This window comes from Dyadobacter sp. HNCC25DJ183 (assembly GCF_056895175.1).
In genome coordinates, this window is sequence record NZ_JBXHAP010000006.1 from 345,531 (window position 1) to 367,437 (window position 21,907).

Below are 21,907 nucleotides of genomic sequence, written 5' to 3' on the forward strand. Positions count from 1 at the left end.
ACTGCATCAAACTGATATTTGAAGAAGAGGCTGGTTAGAAATAACCGCCTTTTTTTCATTAATTGAGCAGCTTAAAACACCAATACACATTATGATCAATCAGCTATACGGCACTTCGCTGAGCCTGCTTACAGACCTTTATCAGCTCACAATGGCTTATGGTTACTGGAAATCGGGCAAGGCCGAGCAGGAAGCAGTTTTCAACTTATACTTTCGCAAGCACCCGTTTCAGGGCGGATTCACCATCACCTGCGGACTCAACAGCGTAATCGAATATATCAAAGAATACCGCGTGAGCCAGTCAGACCTGGATTATATCGGCTCCTTAAAAGGAAACGACGGAAACGCATTGTTTGAACCGGGCTTTCTTGAATATCTATCCCAAATGGAGCTGCAATGCAGCATCGATGCTATTCCGGAAGGTACCGTTGTATTTCCAAATGAGCCGCTGCTGCGCGTGCAGGGACCTATTCTGCAATGTCAGCTACTGGAGACGCCGCTCTTGAACCTGATCAATTTTCAGTCTCTTGTTGCTACCAAAGCTGCACGGATGCGGCTCGTGGCCAGGGATGATACCTTACTTGAATTTGGTTTAAGGCGCGCGCAGGGGCCCGACGGTGGAGTAACTGCCAGTCGAGCAGCTTACATCGGCGGCTTCGATGCAACTTCCAATCTGCTCGCAGGCAAAATCTACGATATTCCGGTAAAAGGTACCCACGCGCACAGCTGGGTAATGTCTTTCGATTCCGAGCTGGAAGCATTTGAAACTTACGCGCAGCATTTGCCCAACAATGTAACCCTGCTGGTGGATACTTACGACTCGCTTCAAGGTGTACGCAATGCGATTGAGGTGGGAAAAGAGCTGAGAAAACGCGGGTATGAACTTGGGGCAATAAGGCTGGACTCTGGTGATCTGGCTTATTTAAGTATCGAGTCGCGCAAACTGCTCGACGATGCAGGATTCCAGCAAACCAGTATCGTTGCCAGCAATGATCTCGACGAGTACATTATGGATAGTCTTAAAATCCAGGGCGCAAAAATTGATATCTGGGGAATTGGTACCAAGCTGGTAACAGCTTATGATCAGCCTGCGCTGGGCGGTGTTTACAAGCTTGCCGCCATCAAGACAAGCACCGGCGAATGGGACTATAAGCTGAAATTATCCGAACAGCTCGTGAAGGTTTCCACGCCTGGTATTCAGCAGGTTCGGCGGTTCCGGGACGGAAAAGGCTTTGTATCTGATATGATCTTCAATATTGAAAATCCGCTGATCGGAAAGTCGACGATGGTTGATCCTTATGATTTTACAAAGAACCGCTCATTTGAAGAGCAAATGCATTTTGAAGATCTGCTGGTGCCGGTTTTTGCAAAAGGCCAGCTTATTTACAGTCAGCCTTCCATTCATGAAACCCGGCAGCGGGTCAAGGATCAGCTTGCGCATTTTTATAAAGGAATCAAACGGTTTGTAAATCCGCATACTTACCCGGTAGGGCTGGAAAAGCACCTTTTTGATCTCAAAACAAACATTATCCTGAAACTAAGACAAGGCCAGCCCGCTGCGCAATAATGCAGCAGGCTGGCCTTGTCTTAGTTTCAGGATACCCTATTTTTCTACCAAGAAAATTCTTCGGCTTTCAGTTTGCCTTTAAAATGTAGTAGAACTTTCTTCCCTGATATAGTGGTGTTTAGTTGAATTGTATACACTGAGCTGTCTTTTTGTACTTCAAGATTTCCATAATCGATTCTTTCCCCAGACAGCCCATCAAGATTTACAGCATTGTTATTTGTATGATATCGAACAACCAGGTTGTGAAACTTCAAATCAGATAGCTTTTGCAAGTTCTTTGAAAATTCATACGAGTAGACTCCTTGCTGCAAATCAGTGCCATGTTGTTTTATATACTCAACCAATACAAAATTTTCCTGCTTGTAGTCCGAACATCGCAATTGGAGAACAGTATCTTGATTGTTGCTTGTCGAAAAAATAGCTTGCAAGCTATCCATAGGATAGTAGATGTCGTCAACCTTAAGGAAGTTGGTTTCTTCTTTTGCTAATTGTGTCTCTTCAAGTTTGTCCTCATAGCAACTTGTCAGTGTGAAGGCTACAATAATACAGGCCGCCATCGTCGATAGAACGTAAGAGATCTTCATGTCAGATAATTTAAATGAATAACTCTGACGATATATGAAGAAAAGCTTTTTTGTCAAAAAACAATGTATGTAAGGCGCACTTGAATTACCAATCGAGACCAATTAATAAATCTACTCCTGGCTATCATTTCTTCTCAGGCATTAATACAACCTGAATGAAATCGTCGTCATTGAAGTACTTACGCGCAGCTTCTTTAGTACTGGCTACCGTGATTGTCTTCAATAGTCGGTCCTGTTGAAAAATTTCGTCCAGATCATCTCCCAGGAATGTATTATCGTCAAGATAGCTCAGCCAGAAGCTGTTTGTTTTGACAGCTGTTTCCATTTGTCGGCGTGTCTCAGCTACATACTTTTCAATGTCTTTCTGATCAGCGCCGTTCGCCTTTACCTTCGCGATTTCTTCTTTCGTGCGCTTGATCAGCTTTTCTACATTCTCCGGCGCACATCCGAAACCAACTGTAAACCGGTACCTTCCTTTTGGGAACTTGTCGGTGCTTTCAGAAACACTCACTCCATAAACCCCGCTTTCTTCCTCGCGCAAAGCCTCGATGAGTTTGATCTGTAATACTTCCTGCAAAGCTTCTATCTGGATGTTATTTTCAGGATTGTAGTCATATTCTCCGCTTGCAACGAGCGTAACACGACTTTTTGGCTCCATTCCCTTATAAATCGTCTTTTCAATCTTCCCTTTTGGTGGGAAAATATTCGGGTGATTGAAGTCATCGTTTCTTTCTGTCGAAGGCAGGCTGCCGAGGTATTTTTCAATGTAAGGTTTGATGGAATCCACGCGGAATGCGCCTACAAAGGTGAACACAAAATCGGACGCATCAGAAAACCGGTCTTTGTAAATCGTCTCCGCACGGTCCAGGTTCACTTTATCCACACTTTCTGGTTTGAGCGGCTGGCGTTTCGGATTGTGATTTGTCAGAACTGCATTCAATGAATCAGAGTATACTTTTTCGGGAGTCAGTGTCTTCTGGATATTTTCCAGGTAAGCTTTCTGGTTTGCCAGAATCCCTTTCACGAGTTCGGCATCTTTGCGCGGCTCCGTAAAGTAAGCATAGATGAGCTGTAAAGTGGTTTCCAAATCTTTCGGATTTGTTTCACCTCCGATACCCTCGGTAAGCTCGCTGATATAAGGCCCGGCGCTCGCCGTTTTTCCTGCCAAAAACTTTTGCAGCTGCGTCTGGTTATAAGGTCCCACACCGCCTGACTGGATCAGGTAGCTGGTGAAAACGCCCGTTTCCCGCTCCTCAGGAAACAGCGAGTAGCCGCCGCGCGCCGTGGCTTTGATCAGGATTTCGTCATTCTTAAAGTCCGTCGGTTTCAGCAATACCTTCACTCCATTTGAAAGGGTAAGCTCTGTAACGTCCAGCTTATCAAGCTTCTTCTCCGAAGTAACTTTCCCCGCAACGGGCTCTTTACTCAGCAACGGAGTATCAACAACATCGTCTACATAGGCGGTCACATCCTTGCCGGCATCTTTTAACAATGCACGGATCTCTGGCTCGGTTGGCAATGCGTCTTTGCTTTTCTCTGCGCTCATTACTACCACTGCCCGGTTTTTGTCGGTAATGTATTTTTTGGCCAACGCATTCACTTCGGCCAGACTTACGTTTTCCAGGTGTTTTTTAACAAACTCAAAATAGGCTGCTGTGCCCATATAGGGCTTTTCATGCAGAAAGTGGTTGAGGTACTCCTGTACATGGTTGGCAGATTTGGTCTTGTCACGCTCCTTGTAATACTGTTCGATGCTGTTGAAAAAATCCTTTTTAGCGCGATCCAGCTCAGGCTGCGTAAAGCCAAATTTCTGGACGCGCGCATTCTCTTCGAGCAACGCGGTTAATGCAGTTTTCATTGACGCCGCATCTTTGGCTAGTGCAACCGAAGTGTAAGAATCGAGGTTGCCCAGGAAATCGCCGTATTCGCTGCCTCCGTAAAGGAAAGGTGGATTAGGCTTCTGAGTTAGCTCCTGCATGCGCTGTCCCATCATGGCATTGTACAGTCCCTGCGCAAAGTTGTTCCGCACATCTTGCAATGTTTTTTCCTTGCTGTTTGGCTGCTTGTAAATCAGCTGGATCAGGTTTTGCGGATATTCCGGGTCAGTAACAATCGCAACCTGCGTAGATCCGTCGAGCGGAATGTCGTATTTGGTGCGTTTTTTTGGATTGACCGGCGGCGCAATGGAGCTGAATTTTTGAGTAATGATCGCTTCCACTTTGGCAGGATCAAAGTCACCTACCGCAATCACCGCCATCAGATCGGGGCGGTACCAGTCTTTGTAAAAAGCTTTGATCGTTTCTGGCTTAAATGACTTCAAAATGCTGTCCTTCCCGATCGGCAGGCGGGCTGCATACCTGGAATTATTGAGGATTACTTTCAGGAATTTATCACGCATTCTCTGCTGCGCGCCCCGGCCCATTCGTGATTCCTCTAACACCACGCCCCGCTCTTTTTCGATTTCCGCCGGGTCGAGCAATGCGCCGTGTGCCCAGTCTTCAAGTACCTGAATGCCCTTTTCAAGCAATCCGGCAGAATCGGTAGGAATGGGCAGCATGTATACCGTTTCGTCAAAACCGGTATATGCATTCAAATCGGCGCCGAACCGCACACCGGTTTTTTGCAGAAAATTGACAAGTTCGTTCTTTGGGAAGTTGGTAGTCCCATTAAAATTCATGTGCTCCATAAAATGCGCAAGTCCCTGCTGCGCATCCGTTTCCAAAACAGACCCGGCCTTTACGGCCAGCCTCAGCTCTGCCCGGTTTTTGGGTTCGCTGTTCTTGCGGATATAGTAGGTGATCCCGTTTTTCAGTCTGCCGGTTTTAACGTCCGGATCGAGGGGTATTTTTTGTGAGGCCAGATCCTGCGCTGAAACCAGCGAAACGAAACCTGATCCCGTGATAGCGAAGCAAAAAGCGAGAAAAGCCTTTTTCATTTTTTTAATTTTAAATTGATTTAAAGTCAGTGAAACGAAATATAACGCTTTTCTATCTGACCGGTTCGCCGACAACAGTTTTTAACTTTCCAGACGAAATTATCGGAAAATCTGAAAGGTATGTTTTGTCTGGAAGGTTGGACGTGCCTTATTGAAGTGTGGGCGGGCACCTGATGCCTTTGAATGCAAGTCCGCGCCGAAATTTGAGTTTTGAACGGTCTTTGAAAACCATCGAACCGTCTTTTTCTTCCACTTCCCCAAAGCCTTCAATCCATTGCGGCCCTTTTTTGAGAAACGCTACTTCCCTGGTCGATTCTGTTCCCTCCGATACGAAGGTATATTTTGCATAAATCGTATCCCCGCGCATTACCCCATCGATTTTACCCTGATTCCGGTCTTTTTCAAAAAAAGCATAAAACAGTTGACCGGTGACAATGCTGTCGGCTACATTGACGTGCAGAAATGCCGAATCCTTTCTGGTTTTGTATACAAAGCATTCGTAAAGCTCAAAATCTGAGATCAGTTTATCAGGATTGCCTGTCTTTGCATAAGTAAGCCGTTTCCCGTCATGCTCCACAACGAGTGTACTGTCCCCGGCAGAGATGATTTTCATGGTATCAGTTACGTCGTCAGTGCGTTCGGTAAACTCGTTTTTCCCGCTCAGAATCAGCAGGTCACCCTGTTTTTCCCATTTCTCATAAAGTTTGGATTCGAGATTAATGGACGAAGCCCGCCCATCGTCTTTCAAAGTAAAACCCCTTTTGTGTTGCGGCTGATCGGGTATTTCGGTTACCCAGCTGCCGGTAATGGAGCCGGATTCTTTGGTGCAGGAAGCAATGGCAAGAAACGCACAGAAGATCAGGATATGCTTTAACATCAGGCGGGGTGGTTTGTGGTTGTGCAAAAATGAGCTATTCCAGTGAATAGCAAAACTGTTCTACAACGAAAAACAACTCGCCTGCATTATCCCGCGTCCTTTAAATGCAGATTTTAGAAGTTCTTGCCAGCCGCAGATATGCCCTCTGCTACTTTTCCCTTGCCACCGAATCCATTCTGCTGATGTCCATCACATCTACCGTCATGAACCCAAACTCTTCCGTCACGATACCCCTGATTTTGTAAACACCTTTCACCGAAAAGTTGACCTTAGTGCCTCTTGGAAAATGAACTGTATCAATAAATTGTCCTTCCTGGTCCAGAAAAGTACCGAAATGCATTACCTCGCCCCGGGAAGTCCGGGTGTTCTTAACAGCCACCAGATACCCATACTGAATTACTTCCTGATTTACATACCGGTGCAGATCCTTGCTCATAACGCTGGGCGGCAGTGGATGTTTAACGAGCGCAAACGGGCTGCAAAGCGGGTATCCCAGCAACTCTATCTGATCATAGGCATCGTCGATGGGCGACGACTCGAATGAAGGAAGCTCGTAATCCTTGATTTCCGTTTGAAACAATTGCTTCTGCGGGACCTTCACGGGTGTGGTGCTCAGCCGGAAATGTGCTTTCCATAACAGCGTTTTCTTATCAATACCGGTAAACCGGAAAGCGTCAATGCGGATTAGGATCGTGAGCTGTTCAATGGAAATGGCGACCCGGTCCAGAAAATTATTCAGTGACAAAAAAGGTCCGTCCGCCTCGCGCGCCTGGATGATTTTTGCAATCGTTTTTTCTTCGATCTCATTCAGGAACTGCATTCCAATGTAAATATCCTTTCCTTCGATCACAGTCTGTGCGTAACTGTGGTTTACACAGGGTGCAAGCACATTTCCGCCGAGCATTCGTGCCTCGTGGATATACAACTCCTGGCCGTAAAAACCGCCTCCATTGTTGAGCACCGCCACCATGAATTCCAGCGGGAAGTACGTTTTAAGAAAAAGGGTTTGATAGCTTTCCACGGCATAGGATGCAGAATGTCCTTTTGCAAACGCATATCCCGCGAAACTGGCGATCTGGTTCCAGATTCCCTGCGTCATTTCTTCATCGTAACCCTTTTCGCGGCAGTTTTTAAAGTACTTGTTCTTCACCCTGTCAAACTCCTCCCTTCCCCTGAACTTACCACTCATTCCGCGCCGGATCACATCCGCTTCGCCCAGGTCGAGCCCGGCAAAATAATGCGCCACCTTGATCACGTCTTCCTGGTACACCATGATACCATAAGTCTCTTCCATTAACTCAAGCAACTTCGGATGTGCTTCTTCACGACGTTCGGGGTGTCGGTGGCGGAGAATGTACTCGCGCATCATCCCGCTTTTGGCCACGCCCGGTCTGATAATGGAGCTCGCCGCAACCAGGCCGAGGTAATTGTCCACTTCCAGCTTTTTCAGCAACATTCGCATGGCCGGAGACTCTACATAAAAGCAACCAATGCATTGCGCCTGCTTGATCAGGTCGTTGATCTTGGGGTCTGTTTTAAATTTTTTTACATCATCTATATCGAACTCGGGTGCATCCGGGCGGTTGTATCTGATCACTTCCAGTGTCTCTTTGATCTTCGCCAAACCTCTTTGTCCGAGAATGTCATATTTGTTCAGACCGACATCCTCGGCGATCACCATATCAAATTGTGTGGTCGGAAAGCCTTTGGGCGGAATGTCAGTAGCAGAAAAGTAATGGATCGGCCGCTCAGAGATCAATATACCTCCCGCGTGTATGCTGAGGTGGTTTGGCTGATTGTTCTTTTGGAGATAATCCGCGTATCTGATCACCAGCGACCCGTATTGATCGAGTTTTCGGGGATCGTATTTCCCATTACTTAATGCTTCAATTTCGTAAGCAGGCAAGCCGAATACCTTTCCCAGTTCCCGCACAGCGGCATTATGCTGGAATGTGCTGTAAGTCGCCAGTAGCGAAGCCTGGCCTTTTTTGCCGAAAGTGTCGAAGATATATTGGGTCACATCCTCCCGGTCGCGCCAGGAGAAATCAATGTCAAAGTCGGGCGGATTTTTCCTGTACAAATTCATAAACCGCTCGAAGTAGAGATCAAGCTCGATCGGATCTACATTGGTGATATTCAGCAGATAGGCGATAATGCTGTTTGCGCCGCTCCCGCGTCCGACGTAGTAGTATCCTTTTTCCCGCGCATAGCTGGTAATTGCGTGATTGACGAGAAAAAAGGGGATGAAATTCTGTTTCTCAATCAGCTCCAGCTCCATATTGAACCGGTCGAGTATGACATCATTCACATTCGAGCCGTAGCGGTACCTCAGTCCATCACAGCCGAGCTGGAAAATGCGCTGGTAATCGTCCCTTTTGCTCTGACCAAAGACCTGCAAATTCTGATGTTCACGCTCATCTCCGAATTTAAAATGAACATTACATTCATCCAGCAGCTTTTCGGTATTGTAAATAATCGTTGAGAAATCTTTTTGGTTAAAATGGTAAGTCAGCACTTTACGCGGCACGATCTGCTCGTCTTCGCAGCCGGTTTCTGACGGGAGCAATTTGCTGAGCATTGTATTTCCGTCAACCGCGCGCAGCAGCCGGTGTGCATTGAAATCTTTTTTGTGCCTGAATGTAACTGCTTGCTGAATAACCAATTTGTCCTTGAATTTAAACAAATGCGAGAACTGGATCTTGTTCAGGTCTTTCAGCGAAATGCCAATAAATTCATTCTCTCCGAAATGCTGTTTTCTGGCTGTATTTGCTTTTTCAAAAGGGTATATGAAAGCGGTATCTGTAAGTTGCGGCGCGGTATCTGGAAAGTTGGTCTTCTCGTTCAGGTGTTTGGACAAGAATCCATTCAAAGCCTGAAATCCTGCATTGCTTTTTGCCAGCCCGATATATTGCTGTTCAATCCCATTGCGGAAGTCTATCCCTACAACAGGTTTGATGTCAAACTTCGGTGCCAGCCGCACGAAGTTCAGGCAGCCGGAGGTATTATTAATATCCGTCAGCGCCATGCAATCATAATCATGCTCCCTCCCGAGCCGGAGCAACTCCTCCTCCGGAATCATCCCAAACCGCAGGCTAAAATACGAGTGACAGTTGAGTAGCATTTTGTTGAGAATTTAAACTTTATACTTACCTTGAACGTTACTAACGCGGTACGTTATGATTGTGAGTTTTTCGTCCAAAATCACGGAAAGGATCTGGCTTGGAGAGCGGATAACCTCGCTACCTATGGATATTCAATCCGTTGCGAGACGGAAATTGAGAATGTTAAATAACTCACAGAATCTGGCTGACCTCCGAATTCCGCCGTCAAACCGCCTGGAAAAGTTGTCAGGCAATTTGAAGGACTTTTATAGCATTCGTGTCAATATCCAGTGGCGGATCATATTCAAATGGGTTGATGGAAATGCGCTGGAAGTAGAAATTGTGGATTATCATTAATTATACTCAATGGAAAAGCTTGAAAATGTTCACCCGGGTGAAGTGCTGCAGGAAGAGTTTCTTGCGCCAATGGGAGTCAGCGCTTACAAACTCGCAAAGGATACTTCAATTCCGCAAACAAGAATCAGCGAGATCATCAAAGGGCGCCGCAGGATCACTGCGGATACGGCACTCAGGCTTGCGAAGTACTTTGGCACTTCTCCTAAATTCTGGCTGGGATTGCAGGACGATTTCGATTTGGAAGAAGAGCAGCATTTGATTACCAATGAGTTGAATAACATACAAACCTTGCAGCAAGACGCAGCCTGATATTCAACTCAGGCATTCCTGTGCGCCGGGATAATGGGTGGGTCGCCGTTGAAGGGGTTTCCCATACTTGAAATATTAGGTATGCCCAGCGTGGTTGCCCAGCTGATAATGGAGTTTCCGCGCTCGTCAATCCCGTACTTATCACGTATGTAGTCCATGGCCAGGTACAGGTTCAGCCGCTCTTCGGAATCATCAAACATATTGATCTGGTGATTGCCGGATACCAGGTCGCTAAAATTCACTCCTACCAGTCTTACCATCATTCTGCGGTTATAAAGCTGGTCAAACAACCGCTCTATATGCGGGATCAGCACGTGATCTGCCGAAGAGTAGGGGATTTTAACCTGTTTTGAAAAGGTATTGAAATCGGAATACCGGATCTTGACAGAGATGCACGAAGTCAGCTTGTTGCCTGAGCGAAGCTGGTACGCCAGGTTTTCTCCCATCGCACGGATCATCTCGCGCATTCTTCTGATATCCCCCGTATCTTTCCCAAAAGTGCGCTCATTGGAGATCGACTTGCGTTCGTGAAACGGGATAATCGGCGAGTTGTCCAGCCCATTGGCGCGGTTCCAGAGTAGTACGCCGTTTTTACCCAAAACCTGGCTCATTACCTGCACCGGCATATCCTGAATCGTCTTCACATACCGGATTCCCATATTTTGCAGGATCTTATCCGTCTTTTCTCCCACCATCGGGATCTTCTTGACCGGCATTGGCGCAAGGAAGGACTTCTCCATTCCTGCTTCCACCTTGCGGTGATTGTTGGGCTTTGCCTCCTCTGTCGCCACTTTCGCGACTATCTTACTGGTAGAAAGCCCCAGTGAAATCGGCAGTCCGCTCTCCCGCCTGATGCGCTCTCCCAGGTTGGTAGCAAGCTTGTAGGAGCCAAAGAATTTATCCATTCCCGACAAATCAGCATAAAATTCATCGATACTGGCTTTTTCGAAAACGGGCACTGTTTCACTGATAATCTCAGACACGATCTTCGATTCCTTGGAATAAACACCCGCGTCGCCACGTATGACGATCGCCTCGGGACAAAGCATTCTAGCTGTTTTCATGGGCATACCGGAATGGACGCCAAATGCTCTCGTTTCATAACTGCATGCGGCAACTACCCCGCGATCGCCCACGCCGCCGACCATAACCGGCTTATTTTCAAGCCGGCTGTCATTCTTCCGCTCGACTGAGACGAAGAAGGTGTCAAGATCCAGATGTAATATCGTGCGGTCCACAAATTGGAATTTTTACGTGTTGATGGATTTATTCCAAATATATGGATCATTTCCATCTGAGAAAAGGAAATATTCCAAAATAATATTATTTTTGAAAAGACATAGGTTTCGAGTAACTGATCAACTGACAAATGCCGACCGAAGAAGAATTTAAACGTTTCAAACAAGTAAGAGAAGAGTTGAATCTGACCCAGGCTGCATTCGCGGAAGAGTTGGGCATCAGCGCGACTACGGCCGATATAGAACGAGGCCGCACGCGCATTCCGGGGCAGGTTGTGAAGGAGCTTTTAAAGAAGTATCACATTAATCCGCTCTGGCTTTTTGGTGAAAGCAGCCAGAAATACCTGCATTCAGATAAAGTTTCTGTCACCCCGAAAGTAGTGACAGTCGACAGCGAGGGCAAAGAGAATATCGTACTGGTGAATGCAAAAGCGGCTGCGGGTTACCCGAGCAATATCGGTGACGCGCAATGGTTTGAGCGTTTGCCGGCATTCGGTATTCCGCTTCCCGAGTACCGGAATGCCACGTTTCGCGGCTTTCAGGTGGATGGAGACAGTATGTCGCCTGTGCTGCAATCGGGAGAGTGGATCGTGGGGAAAGCTGTTGATGATATGGATGGCCTGAGCAACCGGCGGATGTACGTCGTTGTGACTGCCGATAGTGTGCTCGTCAAAAAGATCCAGAAAGAAGCGAATTCCGGTTTTGTAAACCTGGTATCCCTGAACCCCGATTACGCACCTATCCGCATAGATCAGAATGAGATCAGGGAAATGTGGCAGGTGAGCAGTAAGCTGACATTCAATCTGGAAGCCGATACTCAGCAGGTGAGCCTGCAAAGTCTCCACCAGGAAATGAAAGAGCTGAAAGCAGAGGTAAAAAGGTTGGTGAAATAATCTCGGCTAGACTTCCTCGGCCATGAGCTGCTTTTCGTACAGCTCTTTATACGCGCCGTTTTTCGCCATTAGTTCTGCGTGCGTACCTTGCTCGATGATCTTTCCTTCGTCCAGTACCACGATCCTGTCCGCCAGCTTCGCTGAGGAAACGCGGTGCGAGATAATGACGGAGGTACGATGGTCCATAATGCGTTTCAGATTGTTGAGAATGATATTCTCGGTATTAGTATCAACAGCCGAAAGACAATCGTCGAGCACCAGAATCTTGGGATCGCGTGCAATGGCGCGGGCAATAGACAGCCTTTGTTTTTGTCCGCCCGAAAGCGTGATACCCCTTTCACCCAGCACCGTATCGTAGCCCTGCGGAAAGTCGATGATGTTATTATAAAGATCAGCGTCTTTTACAGCTTGTTCAATGCGTTCAAATGGCATATCGAGTGTGCCAAACCGTACATTGTTCTGGATAGAGTCGGAGAAGAGGAATACATCCTGAGGTACATATCCTATTTGCCGGCGATACGCGTGTACATCATAATCTTTCATAGGAGTACCGTCTATCAGTATCTGTCCGCCGGTCGGATCGTAAAGGCGGCAGAGCAAGTGCGCCAGCGTACTTTTTCCTGATCCCGTCGTTCCCAGGATCGCAACCGTTTCGCCGGCTTTAATGTCGAGGTCAAAGTCATATAACGCCTGGATACCTGAATCCGGATAAACAAAGTTCACGTGCTCGAACCGGATCCCGCCGTCCAGCGGCCTCACAAGATTCTTCTCGGAAACCAAAGGCGTTTTTTCATTCAGAAATTCATTGATACGGGCCTGAGAAGTGGCTGCACGCTGGATCTGACTGGTTGTCCAGCCCAGCGCCATTACCGGCCAGGTAAGCATATTGACATACAAAATGAACTCGGTAATGTTCCCGGGCGTAAGCCGGCCATTGATAATCTCCTGTCCGCCTACATAAATGATCAAGATATTACTCAACCCGATCAGCATAATGATCACCGGGTAAAAGAATGCGTCCACTTTGGTGAGCGCGAGAGACTTCACTTTAAATGTTTCGGCCTCTTTTTCGAAATTGTCGTAAGAGTGTTTTTCCTGAACAAAAGACTTGATTACACGTATTCCTGAAAAAGCTTCCTGAACATAAGTCGAAAGGGCCGAGAGTTGCTTCTGGATTTCCTGGGAACGTTTCATGATCAGGCTATTGACCACATACACACTCACAGAGAGTACAGGCAACGGCAGCAAAACGTAGAATGTCAGCTTGGCACTTACAGAAACCATATAGGAAATGACCAGCACGAAAAGAACCAGCAGGTTGATCCCGTACATTAATGCCGGGCCCACGTAAATGCGCACATTACTTACGTCTTCCGAGATCCTCGCCATCAGGTCACCGGTGCTGTGACGGCGGAAGAATGCGGCCGGAAGGGTTTGATAGTGCTGGTAAATGTCGTTTTTAAGTGCAAATTCAATGTGCCGCGACATGACAATAATGGTCTGTCGCACCAGAAATAAGAAGATCCCTTTCAGTAAAGCCATCAAAAGGATCAGCAGGCCGTAAAGCAGGATACTGAATGCAAAAATGTCGTACATTTTACTTTGCAGCGACACTCCGTTATAGAGGTAGTAGATATCCAGCGTTTCAATCACCAGATCAAGCGCATAACGCACAAGTTGTGCGGGGATAATGCCAAAAAGGTTGGAGATTACAGTAAAGATGATACCAAGAATAAGGTACCATTTGTATTTCCATAAGTACTTATTGAGGTACTTTAATGATTTCACCGGCTATGCTTTGGGTAAGAAAAATGTAGCTTTGGAATAGGCAACATCCTATTTATTTAAAACGTTGCAAATTTAAGGCAGGTGTTTCATTTTTTCGAATGTGAACAAAATACGCTAATTTCGCGCTAAATTTTAGATGCTCCCGCAGGGTACAAGACCAACCTTGCCTTTATATGAAGAAACGTTCTTTGAATTACTGTACTTTTTATACAATTAGTCCCGGCTTATGCTGAATAGGAGATTATTAAGGACCAAGGCTGTTCAGGCACTTTATGCTAGGCAACTGACTGCTGACGCAAACCGCCTGCTGGCGTTGGATCACATTGAGGAGGCTTTCGCGCCTGATCTGAATTCGATGGAATTTCAGGACAAACAAAAATTGTCGGGCATGAAAAAGCTGGCAAGTATTGCTTTGGACGAATTCATCAAAAACGGCAAACTGAGCGAAGATGAGGAATTGCCAGACCGCGTGGTACGTGTGGCAAGAAGCGCCTATGAAGCTTATGACAGGCAAACTAAGTCGGACGGAGAAAAGCTGGTAAGAAGGGTTTTAAATGAAACCGAGCTGATCCACGTCGATTTTGTACGGATACTTTCCATGCTGATCGAACTTTCGCATCAGGCCAAGATCGACAGGGAGAGAAAATATGATGACCCGGAGTCGCCTTTTCCGAAAGACTCAGGACTGAACTCCAATCGGGTAATCCAGCTTCTTGCAGCAGATAAAGGCCTTGAAGAGGAGATCATCCGAAGCGGGATCAACTGGAGTAATGAAATGGGCGTGATCCGTAAAACATACCGGGACGCACTTCGGAAGGATGAGGTTTATGAAGCTTACTGCCGCCAGGCTTCGCACACTCCGGAAGAAGATCAGGCATTGGTGCAGCACGTGCTGCGTCAGGTGATCCTGAAACATGAAGTTCCGCTTGATTACCTTGAACAGCGCGATTTGTACTGGGTGGATCACAGCGAGTTGATCCGGAGCCTTGCTATCAAAACATTGAAATCAGCTGATGATATCAGTACATTCCAGCTGGCGCCGCTCACAAAAGATTGGGAGGAAGACCGCGAGTTTGTCGAAGAATTATGCAAGATCGTAGTTGCCGAAAGTGACCAGTATGATCTGTATCTTGATGATCAGCTTAAAAACTGGGAACTGGAAAGGATCGCATTGGTTGACCTGATCATCCTCAAAACAGCATTGGCAGAGCTCATTCATTTTCCCGGAATACCCGTGAAAGTTACCATCAATGAGTTTATTGAAATTGCAAAAAGGTACAGTACCCCAAAAAGTGGTAAGTTTGTAAACGGCGTCCTCGACGTGCTTTCGGTGAAACTCGCAAAAGAAGGAGTTATCCGGAAAAGCGGCCGCGGACTGATCGATAATAAGTAATGCCGGCTTTGGCTGTGCATTACAATGGAATAATTTTTGGAGCTGTCGGATATAGGAAGCCTATGGCCGACTCAACAGCTAAAACTAGGAAATCATGAGTAAAACCAGTAACAGTCTAATTGCATTTTTGACAGGTTGTGTCACAGGTGCTGCATTGGGAATCCTTTATGCACCCGATAAGGGCGAAGTGCTCAGAACACAATTAACATACCGCCTGTCCAAGTATCGTGAGAAACTTCAGGAGGTAGTTCAGGACCTTATAGACAAGAAAGATCAGCCTGACAATTTTTCACGTTCAGAAGGAGAGCGTGTTGTAAACGATGCGCGCGAGAAGGCTGAAAAGTTACTTGAAGACGTAGACCGCCTGATGGCGCAGATCAAAGGTCAGGCAAGCTGAGCCGCTATATGAAACAAATATTCACTTGCATACTCCTTGCAGTTTCGCTGTCCTTTTTCAATTGTTCAAAAAGCGAAAAAGGGGAAAATGAAAAACAGGCATCTTCAAAAATGCCTGTTTTTGCATTGGTCGACAGTGCATCTTATGATTTTGGGACGATACAGGAAGGCGCAATCGTGGAACACGAGTTCAAGTTCAAAAATGAGGGTGAATATCCCCTTATTCTGAACAATATCTCATCTTCCTGCGGCTGCACCACACCTGAATGGCCGAAAGAGCCTATCGGGCCGAATCAGACATCGAGTATCAAAGTGCGGTTTGACAGTAAAAACAAGAGCGGCCCGCAAGTGAAAACGATTACAGTTTATGCTAATACAGAACCGGCGTATTCTGAATTGCGACTTAAAGGAATTGTGAATGCAGCACCTAAGCCGCAAGAATCCAAATAACTCAACTCTATCCATTTAAGACCGGTTTACGGTTTTGAACTTACCTAATCCATTTAATTCAAATGAAGCTTTCTCTTTTAGCACAAGCAGCAACCGACGGTTCTCAAACAATGATTTACCAGGTTGTAATGTGGGTCGGAATCATCGGTGTATTCTATTTTTTCATGATCCGTCCGCAACAGAAAAAACAAAAGGAACAGAAAGAGCTGTTGACTAACCTGAAAAAGGGCGACCAGGTGGTGACGATAGGAGGGATACATGCAAGAATTTATACTGTCGAGGAAGCTACTGTAACGCTTGAACTTGACAAAGGAGTTAAATTAACTGTCGAAAAATCGGCAATTTCACGCACAATAGCAGGATAAACCTAGTTGGCCGTGAATTACGTACCACCAAACCAAAATCGAATCAAAACCTTTATTGGATGCTTGCTGGCTGCGTCTTTCTTCTGGCTGATGAATGTGCTGAACAGGGATAATTATTCCATCAAGCTGAATTACCCGCTGGAAATCGAGTACGATAATGCATCGTATGTTCCCATGCAGCCACTGCCACGCCGGATCTCTGTCAATGTTTCGGGCGACGGTTGGAGATTACTTCAAAAATCATGGCTGAATTTCAATGCCAATCCGGTGGTTTATAAAGTGGTCAATCCTAATGTGAGGAATGTGATCAATTCCACCGCTCTTACCGACCAGGTTGCCGAGCTCTTTCCCGGATTGCATGTGAACTATGTGGTATCCGATACTTTTGAGCTGAGTTTTGAACCCAAAATCAGGAAGATTATCCCGATCAGGGTAGATAGCGCCGGGATTGAGGTCAGGGAAGGTTATGTGATTTCCAGCATTATCAATGTATCTCCTTCTTTGATTTCAGTCGACGGTCCGGTTTCACTGATCAAAACCTATCCTGATACCATCCGGATCTCTGTGCCCACACCTAAGATCCAGAACAACTACGACGAAAACCTGCCCATTCCTTTGCCCGTTTCACCGTTGGTCGATGTGAGTCACCGCGATGTGTTCGTAAGTTTTGAGGTAGCTCAATTTCTGAATGTACCATTGTAAGTAAACCGGCTAAGATCATGTCAGCTCCGCTTCAAATTGGCGTTACAGGTGGAATTGGCTCCGGTAAAAGTGTTGTTTGTGAGCTGTTTAGCTGTCTTGGTATCGCCGTTTATAACGCTGATTCGCGGGCAAAGTGGCTGACAAACTATCACGAAGGTATCAGGCGCGAAGTTACCGGGTTACTTGGTCCGGCTGCTTATAACTCCGAAGGTAAATACGATACTGCATTTGTTGCCTCTGTTGTTTTTAAAGACGAAGCTTTGCTCAGAAAGCTGAATGCGATCATTCACCCGGTTGTGCAGGAAGATACTGCGCACTGGGTCGCCCGTCATTCCGGCGATGCTTATGTGATCAAGGAAGCTGCGATCATGAAAGCAGCAGGTGATGGAAATACGCTCGATTTTGTAATTGTGGTAGAAGCCCCGGCGTCACTTCGGGTTGCGAGGATATTAAAGCGTGACAGCAGGTCGGAGCAGGAGATCAGGGCGATCATAGACCGGCAGGTATCTGACGAAGTCCGAAGTGAAATTGCTGATTTTATTATCACAAATGATGAAAATGCCGCATTGATTCCGCAGGTCGTACAGCTTCACCAACAATTTCTGGCCCGCTCCAAATCTTAAAAATCCACGTCCAGGCCGAGCGCCTGTTTCAGTTCAAGCAGATAAGGATTTTTCTCCGCCATATAATTGAATTTTTCAGCGGGAGTATATGGAAGGCGGTTTACCTCCTGCGGTGCTACCCGCGCATTCACATCTAATTTTGGTGCATTCAACCGACTTTTCAAAAAGCTGAGCAGCTCGTAGCGCACATTCTGGAGTGCTTCAAGTTGGTGAGTGTTCGCCAGCGCAATTTCAATGGAAGAACCTTCCAGTTTAAATTCGCTTCTCAGGGTAAGTTCTTCTGTAGTGGAATTTCCACCTTCCCGGCGTTTTTCAGCAAACTCATACCAAAGTCGTTGAAGTGTTTCAAAGCTTAATTCTTCCTTTCTGATCCCGTTTGTAAATGCGCCACTATCCTGCTGACGGGTTTCGGCGACGGTTTTTGCTGCTGGCTGGTAGCTGACCGGCGGCGTCATAGCCAACGGAATTGTATTTTTCAATTTTGAAGATGTAACCGGCGCAGGTGCAACAGCGGGTGCGGTTACCTGTGCGCTTCCATTACTCTGCGGAACTGAGTTAATCTCGCTGGCTGCCGGGCCGCTTCTTACTGGTTCGGGCTCAGGCTCAACTTTTTTTTTTGCCGTTTCATCAACGGCTGCCAGTGAGTTTAATCGAAGGATATTGGGAATATTGGCGAGCCTCATCAGGCAGAGCTCTGCATGTAATCGCTGGTTCTTGGCAGACTTGTAATTAATGTCGCACTGACCGGTAATGCTCAATGCAGAAAGCAGGAAGCTCATATCCGCCGCCGCCGACTGTTCCAGGTACTTGCGCTCAGCAGAGGCGGAAACTTGAAGCAAGGTCACAGTTGCAGGATCTTTACAAACTAGCAGGTTTCTGAAATGCTCCAAAAGTCCTACAACGAACAAATGCCCATCAAAGCCTTTTCTCAAGATTTCGTCAAATAAAACCAGGGAACGGGCAATGCTGCCGGCGATTAGCGCGTCGGTTATTTTGAAATAATAATCATAATCCAGAATGTGCAGGTTTTCCAGAACGGCGGCATAGGTAAGCCGGTTGTCCGTGGAAAAAGTCACATTAAGGTCAAACATCGAAAGTGCATCGCGCAAGCCACCGTCAGCCTTTTGTCCGATAAGCTCCAAAGCTTCGCTTTCCGTCTCAATACCTTCTTTTTTGGCGATATCGGCCAGGTGGTAAGCAATGTCCTTGGACTGGATGCGGTTAAAGTCGAAGATCTGGCACCGGGACAGGATAGTGGGCAGGATCTTGTGCTTTTCTGTGGTGGCTAAAATGAAAATCGCATAGCTGGGTGGCTCCTCCAACGTTTTCAAAAAAGCATTGAATGCAGCCTGCGAAAGCATGTGCACCTCATCTATGATGTAGATTTTGTACTTGCCGGTTTGAGGCGGATAACGCACCTGGTCGATCAGGTTGCGGATATCTTCAACAGAGTTGTTGGACGCAGCATCAAGTTCATGGATGTTAAATGATGCATTGTTCTGGAAGCTGACGCAGGATTCGCATTCACCGCAAGCTTCTACATCATCTCCAAGGTTTTGACAATTAATCGTTTTTGCCAGAATACGTGCGCAGGTTGTTTTTCCAACTCCTCTTGGTCCGCAAAAAAGAAAGGCCTGCGCAAGGTGATTGGTACGTATCGCGTTTTTTAATGTAGTAGTAATGTGTGATTGCCCAACCACCGAATCAAAGGTAACAGGGCGGTATTTTCTGGCGGAAACAACAAAATTATCCATGATGCAAGATACCTCCGTGCGGTGGATTTTCAAAGTTACTTTTTCTCCGCCAGCGGGTAAACGCGCACGTAATCGACCACCATTTTTTGAGGGAATACACTGTCATCCACGCCCTTTTGCCCGCCCCAGTTACCGCCTGCGGCTATGTTCAAAATGAGGTGAAAAGGCTTGTCAAAGGGCCACTCTGCCCATTGATAGGCGGCTTCTTTCAGGAAAACAAAGTAAGGTTTGTTGTCAACCAGTATCGTAATGGATGCAGGTGTCCATTCGCAGGAATACACGTGAAAGTCCTCCGAAGCCTGGTCTACGATCACGTTGTTACCTTTGTTTGTTTTGGCAACATGATTGAATGCTTTGGTGTGGATGTTACCGTGTACGCGATCCTGGTCAAAGCCGACGTGCTCCATAATATCGATCTCTCCATTGTCCGGCCAGCTCTTGTTTCCGTAGTTATTCTCGCTGTACAGCATCCAAATAGCGGGCCAGGTGCCTGTTCCTTTCGGCAGTTTGGCCCTTACTTCAATTTTACCATATAGAAAATCTCCTTTGCCTTTGGACACCAGCCTGGCCGAACTGTACTCCGCTTTACCCGACTTCTCTTTGATCGCGGTAATAACAAGGTTGCCGTCTTCCACTCTGGCATTTTCGATCTTGTCGGTATAGTTCTGTAGTTCATTATTTCCCCAACCGTGATCTCCCAGCGCATAAGACCATTTTGCCGGATCCGGCTGCCCGGGTTGGTTAAATTCGTCTTGCCAGGACGGAGTGGAGGCGAAGGTGTATGTTTGATGTTGCTGAGCAATAGCATCTGGCCTTGAACATCCCAGCAAAGTTGTAATTGCAAGTCCAAAGATTGCCAAACTCGGTAGGCTTATCTGGCGCATTCTTCCTTAGCAAGAGTTTTGATTTTAGATAAATCAACTTTTTTCAGCATAGCATTTACAATTTGTAATTCATGCTTAATCAGTGTTGCAGCCGACAATCTTGTAACTTCGACTTCGTTCTTTTTGTCTCTCATAGCTTATTTGTGATTACGTATAGGTCGTAAGATTGATCTGGTAGAAAGTGCCCAATGCTATCATTGGTTACTCCTGAAATAACATATTTTTCTGATAATTGTTTTAGTTCTCTTGATATTGCAATCCGATAAAGCCGATGCCTTCTCGGATCATTCCCTCTAAAAACAACTACATAGTCTTTTTCGATTTCCAGGAAATCTACAACAATTTTAAAAACGGTGGCCACTACCTTAGCCATATCTTGGTTTCTTGTCTCTGTGTTGTTACTGCATTTCCCAGAATCAAGAATGTCGAACAGAGCAAGATTGAACACGTTTTCACTTTCCGTTTCTGAAAACGTGACGAGTTTTCTAACATTTTTGTCTTCGCCGAGACTTACAAATTCATATTGATACTCTTTTTGAAAGGAGAATTGATAAGAGGGTTCTTCCATAATTAGCTGTGTGTTTTGACATCCTAAACCTAAACCTTTCCAGAATAACAGGCACAAAGCGATTCTCCAGCGGTTTAAAAGTTACCTTTGTATGCCCGGACTCAATGTTGTTATGAAAGAAATCAAATTCAGTACAGAAGTAGAAATTGCCGCTTCCGAATGGAAGATGGACCACCAGTCGAAAGTCCTGACGCTCGGATCCTGCTTTGCGGATGCTCTGGGTCAGCAGCTTGCAGGCTATAAATTCCCGGTGCTTAACAATCCCCTGGGGACGATTTTTAACCCGCTTACCATCGCCAAAACAATTGATTCAGCCATTGAAGAGCGGTATCCGGCTTCTGAGTTGTTCATGAAAACAGAAGATGATATCTGGTTACACCACGATTTTCACTCTTCGCAATGGGCGGGCAGTCAGTCAGAGCTGGAAACCAATATCAAGTCGCATTTAATGGAAGTCGGTGCTTTCCTGAAAGAGGCCGATCTGCTTGTGATCACACTTGGCACTGCGTACGCTTACAGGCACAAGGCCAGCAACATGATCATCGGCAATTGCCACAAGCTCCCTGCAGACCAGTTTATTAAGGAGCTCCTGCATCCTGATCAGATCATCAAGGCAATGGAGCCCCTTGTACAGAAACTGCTGATGTTCCGCAGGAACCTACGCATTGTCCTGACTGTAAGCCCTGTCCGTCATACGAAAGATACTTTGCCGCTTAACCAGGTTAGTAAGTCCATACTGAGGCTCGTTTGTCACCGGCTTTGCGAGAAGTATAAGCACATCAGCTACTTTCCATCGTACGAGATTATGGTGGACGAGCTGCGTGACTACCGTTTTTATGAACCCGATCTGATCCATCCCAGCAAAATCGCGGAAGATTATATATTTAATGCATTTGCAAAGACCTATGTTGCCTCCGATTCGCAGGATTTAATGCGTCAATGGGATAAAATCATGTTGACGCTCAACCACCGTCCACTGCATGGATTCTCGAAAACGCATTTGAAATTTTTGAAAACGCTTTGGAGCAAGCTGAATGAAGTTTCACGAAAAATTGACGTCACAGAAGAGATGAATGAGGTAGAAAGGAGAATTGGAGAATTTCCCGTTTCATAACAAACTCAA

Annotated in this window: 21 protein-coding genes; 11 read left to right on the forward strand and 10 right to left on the reverse strand. The window is 46.3% G+C overall.

All coding sequences use genetic code 11. From position 1 onward, the window contains the following. The first annotated feature begins 91 nt into the window (after positions 1–91). Entirely contained in the window at positions 92–1,567 is a 1,476-nt protein-coding gene (locus tag AC1XTG_RS17175; RefSeq protein ID WP_484842780.1) for a nicotinate phosphoribosyltransferase, read from the forward strand. A gap of 44 nt (positions 1,568–1,611) precedes the next feature. On the opposite strand, the gene AC1XTG_RS17180 is transcribed toward AC1XTG_RS17175, so the two are convergent. From AC1XTG_RS17180 to AC1XTG_RS17195, 4 genes are all read right to left on the reverse strand, one after another. Beyond that, positions 1,612–2,151 carry a hypothetical protein gene (locus AC1XTG_RS17180; RefSeq protein WP_484842781.1) on the reverse strand — a complete coding sequence of 180 codons (540 nt, stop codon included), beginning with the start codon at positions 2,149–2,151 and terminating at the stop codon, positions 1,612–1,614. A 124-nt stretch (positions 2,152–2,275) separates the two neighbouring features. Continuing rightward, positions 2,276–5,086, reverse strand: a complete 2,811-nt coding sequence (locus AC1XTG_RS17185; RefSeq protein WP_484842782.1) for a M16 family metallopeptidase — start codon at positions 5,084–5,086, stop codon at positions 2,276–2,278. Positions 5,087–5,234: 148 nt separating this feature from the next. After that, positions 5,235–5,963, reverse strand: coding sequence for a lipocalin-like domain-containing protein (locus tag AC1XTG_RS17190; RefSeq protein ID WP_484842783.1), 729 nt, complete (start codon positions 5,961–5,963; stop codon positions 5,235–5,237). Between the two features lie 148 nt (positions 5,964–6,111). After that, positions 6,112–9,084: a DNA polymerase III subunit alpha gene (locus AC1XTG_RS17195; RefSeq protein ID WP_484842784.1), complete on the reverse strand. Its 2,973-nt coding sequence runs from the start codon at positions 9,082–9,084 to the stop codon at positions 6,112–6,114. A gap of 55 nt (positions 9,085–9,139) precedes the next feature. Here AC1XTG_RS17195 and AC1XTG_RS17200 point away from each other — a divergent pair, with 55 nt between their 5' ends. Together AC1XTG_RS17200 and AC1XTG_RS17205 are read left to right on the forward strand one after the other, a co-directional pair. Then, the gene (locus AC1XTG_RS17200; RefSeq protein ID WP_056281255.1) at positions 9,140–9,421 is read left to right on the forward strand and encodes a type II toxin-antitoxin system RelE/ParE family toxin; all 282 of its coding nucleotides are present in this window, start codon (positions 9,140–9,142) and stop codon (positions 9,419–9,421) included. Positions 9,422–9,430: 9 nt separating this feature from the next. Then, positions 9,431–9,730 (forward strand): HigA family addiction module antitoxin, encoded by a 300-nt coding sequence (locus tag AC1XTG_RS17205; RefSeq protein WP_056281257.1) that lies wholly within the window; start codon positions 9,431–9,433, stop codon positions 9,728–9,730. Between the two features lie 8 nt (positions 9,731–9,738). Here the strand turns inward: AC1XTG_RS17205 and dinB are convergent, their stop codons facing one another. Continuing rightward, positions 9,739–10,968: a DNA polymerase IV gene (gene dinB, locus AC1XTG_RS17210; protein WP_056281260.1), complete on the reverse strand. Its 1,230-nt coding sequence runs from the start codon at positions 10,966–10,968 to the stop codon at positions 9,739–9,741. Positions 10,969–11,099: 131 nt separating this feature from the next. Between dinB and AC1XTG_RS17215 the strand changes: the two genes are divergently transcribed. After that, positions 11,100–11,861 carry a LexA family transcriptional regulator gene (locus tag AC1XTG_RS17215; RefSeq protein WP_056281262.1) on the forward strand — a complete coding sequence of 254 codons (762 nt, stop codon included), beginning with the start codon at positions 11,100–11,102 and terminating at the stop codon, positions 11,859–11,861. A 6-nt stretch (positions 11,862–11,867) separates the two neighbouring features. Here the strand turns inward: AC1XTG_RS17215 and AC1XTG_RS17220 are convergent, their stop codons facing one another. Then, the gene (locus tag AC1XTG_RS17220) at positions 11,868–13,649 is read right to left on the reverse strand and encodes an ABC transporter ATP-binding protein (protein ID WP_056281267.1); all 1,782 of its coding nucleotides are present in this window, start codon (positions 13,647–13,649) and stop codon (positions 11,868–11,870) included. 226 nt (positions 13,650–13,875) lie between these two features. On the opposite strand from AC1XTG_RS17220, the gene nusB reads away from it, so the two are divergent. From nusB to coaE, 6 genes are all read left to right on the forward strand, one after another. Next, positions 13,876–15,042, forward strand: a complete 1,167-nt coding sequence (nusB, locus tag AC1XTG_RS17225; protein WP_056281269.1) for a transcription antitermination factor NusB — start codon at positions 13,876–13,878, stop codon at positions 15,040–15,042. A gap of 94 nt (positions 15,043–15,136) precedes the next feature. Beyond that, a complete protein-coding gene (locus tag AC1XTG_RS17230) occupies positions 15,137–15,439 on the forward strand; it encodes a YtxH domain-containing protein (protein ID WP_031525854.1) in 303 nt (100 codons plus the stop codon). Positions 15,440–15,447: 8 nt separating this feature from the next. Beyond that, positions 15,448–15,888, forward strand: a complete 441-nt coding sequence (locus AC1XTG_RS17235; RefSeq protein WP_056281271.1) for a DUF1573 domain-containing protein — start codon at positions 15,448–15,450, stop codon at positions 15,886–15,888. Between the two features lie 62 nt (positions 15,889–15,950). Beyond that, positions 15,951–16,253, forward strand: coding sequence for a preprotein translocase subunit YajC (yajC, locus tag AC1XTG_RS17240; RefSeq protein WP_056281273.1), 303 nt, complete (start codon positions 15,951–15,953; stop codon positions 16,251–16,253). A 12-nt stretch (positions 16,254–16,265) separates the two neighbouring features. Continuing rightward, a complete protein-coding gene (locus tag AC1XTG_RS17245) occupies positions 16,266–16,955 on the forward strand; it encodes a YbbR-like domain-containing protein (protein WP_229238568.1) in 690 nt (229 codons plus the stop codon). A gap of 17 nt (positions 16,956–16,972) precedes the next feature. Continuing rightward, positions 16,973–17,578 (forward strand): dephospho-CoA kinase, encoded by a 606-nt coding sequence (gene coaE, locus AC1XTG_RS17250; RefSeq protein WP_056281275.1) that lies wholly within the window; start codon positions 16,973–16,975, stop codon positions 17,576–17,578. Here coaE and AC1XTG_RS17255 read toward each other — a convergent pair. From AC1XTG_RS17255 to AC1XTG_RS17270, 4 genes are read right to left on the reverse strand one after another with little or no spacing between them, the layout of a single operon-like run. After that, positions 17,575–19,332: a DNA polymerase III subunit gamma/tau gene (locus AC1XTG_RS17255; RefSeq protein ID WP_484842785.1), complete on the reverse strand. Its 1,758-nt coding sequence runs from the start codon at positions 19,330–19,332 to the stop codon at positions 17,575–17,577. The genes coaE and AC1XTG_RS17255 overlap by 4 nt on opposite strands. A gap of 35 nt (positions 19,333–19,367) precedes the next feature. Next, on the reverse strand, positions 19,368–20,192 hold the full coding sequence (locus AC1XTG_RS17260) for a glycoside hydrolase family 16 protein (protein WP_484842786.1): 825 nt from the start codon (positions 20,190–20,192) through the stop codon (positions 19,368–19,370). An 11-nt stretch (positions 20,193–20,203) separates the two neighbouring features. After that, positions 20,204–20,350 (reverse strand): hypothetical protein, encoded by a 147-nt coding sequence (locus tag AC1XTG_RS17265; RefSeq protein ID WP_157474584.1) that lies wholly within the window; start codon positions 20,348–20,350, stop codon positions 20,204–20,206. Further along, complete coding sequence (locus tag AC1XTG_RS17270; protein ID WP_484842787.1) at positions 20,347–20,784, reverse strand: DUF6934 family protein; 438 nt, start codon at positions 20,782–20,784, stop codon at positions 20,347–20,349. Before AC1XTG_RS17270 ends, AC1XTG_RS17265 begins: the two co-directional genes overlap by 4 nt. Before the next feature lie 112 nt (positions 20,785–20,896). On the opposite strand from AC1XTG_RS17270, the gene AC1XTG_RS17275 reads away from it, so the two are divergent. Continuing rightward, positions 20,897–21,898 (forward strand): GSCFA domain-containing protein, encoded by a 1,002-nt coding sequence (locus tag AC1XTG_RS17275; protein ID WP_484842788.1) that lies wholly within the window; start codon positions 20,897–20,899, stop codon positions 21,896–21,898. Positions 21,899–21,907: the final 9 nt, after the last annotated feature.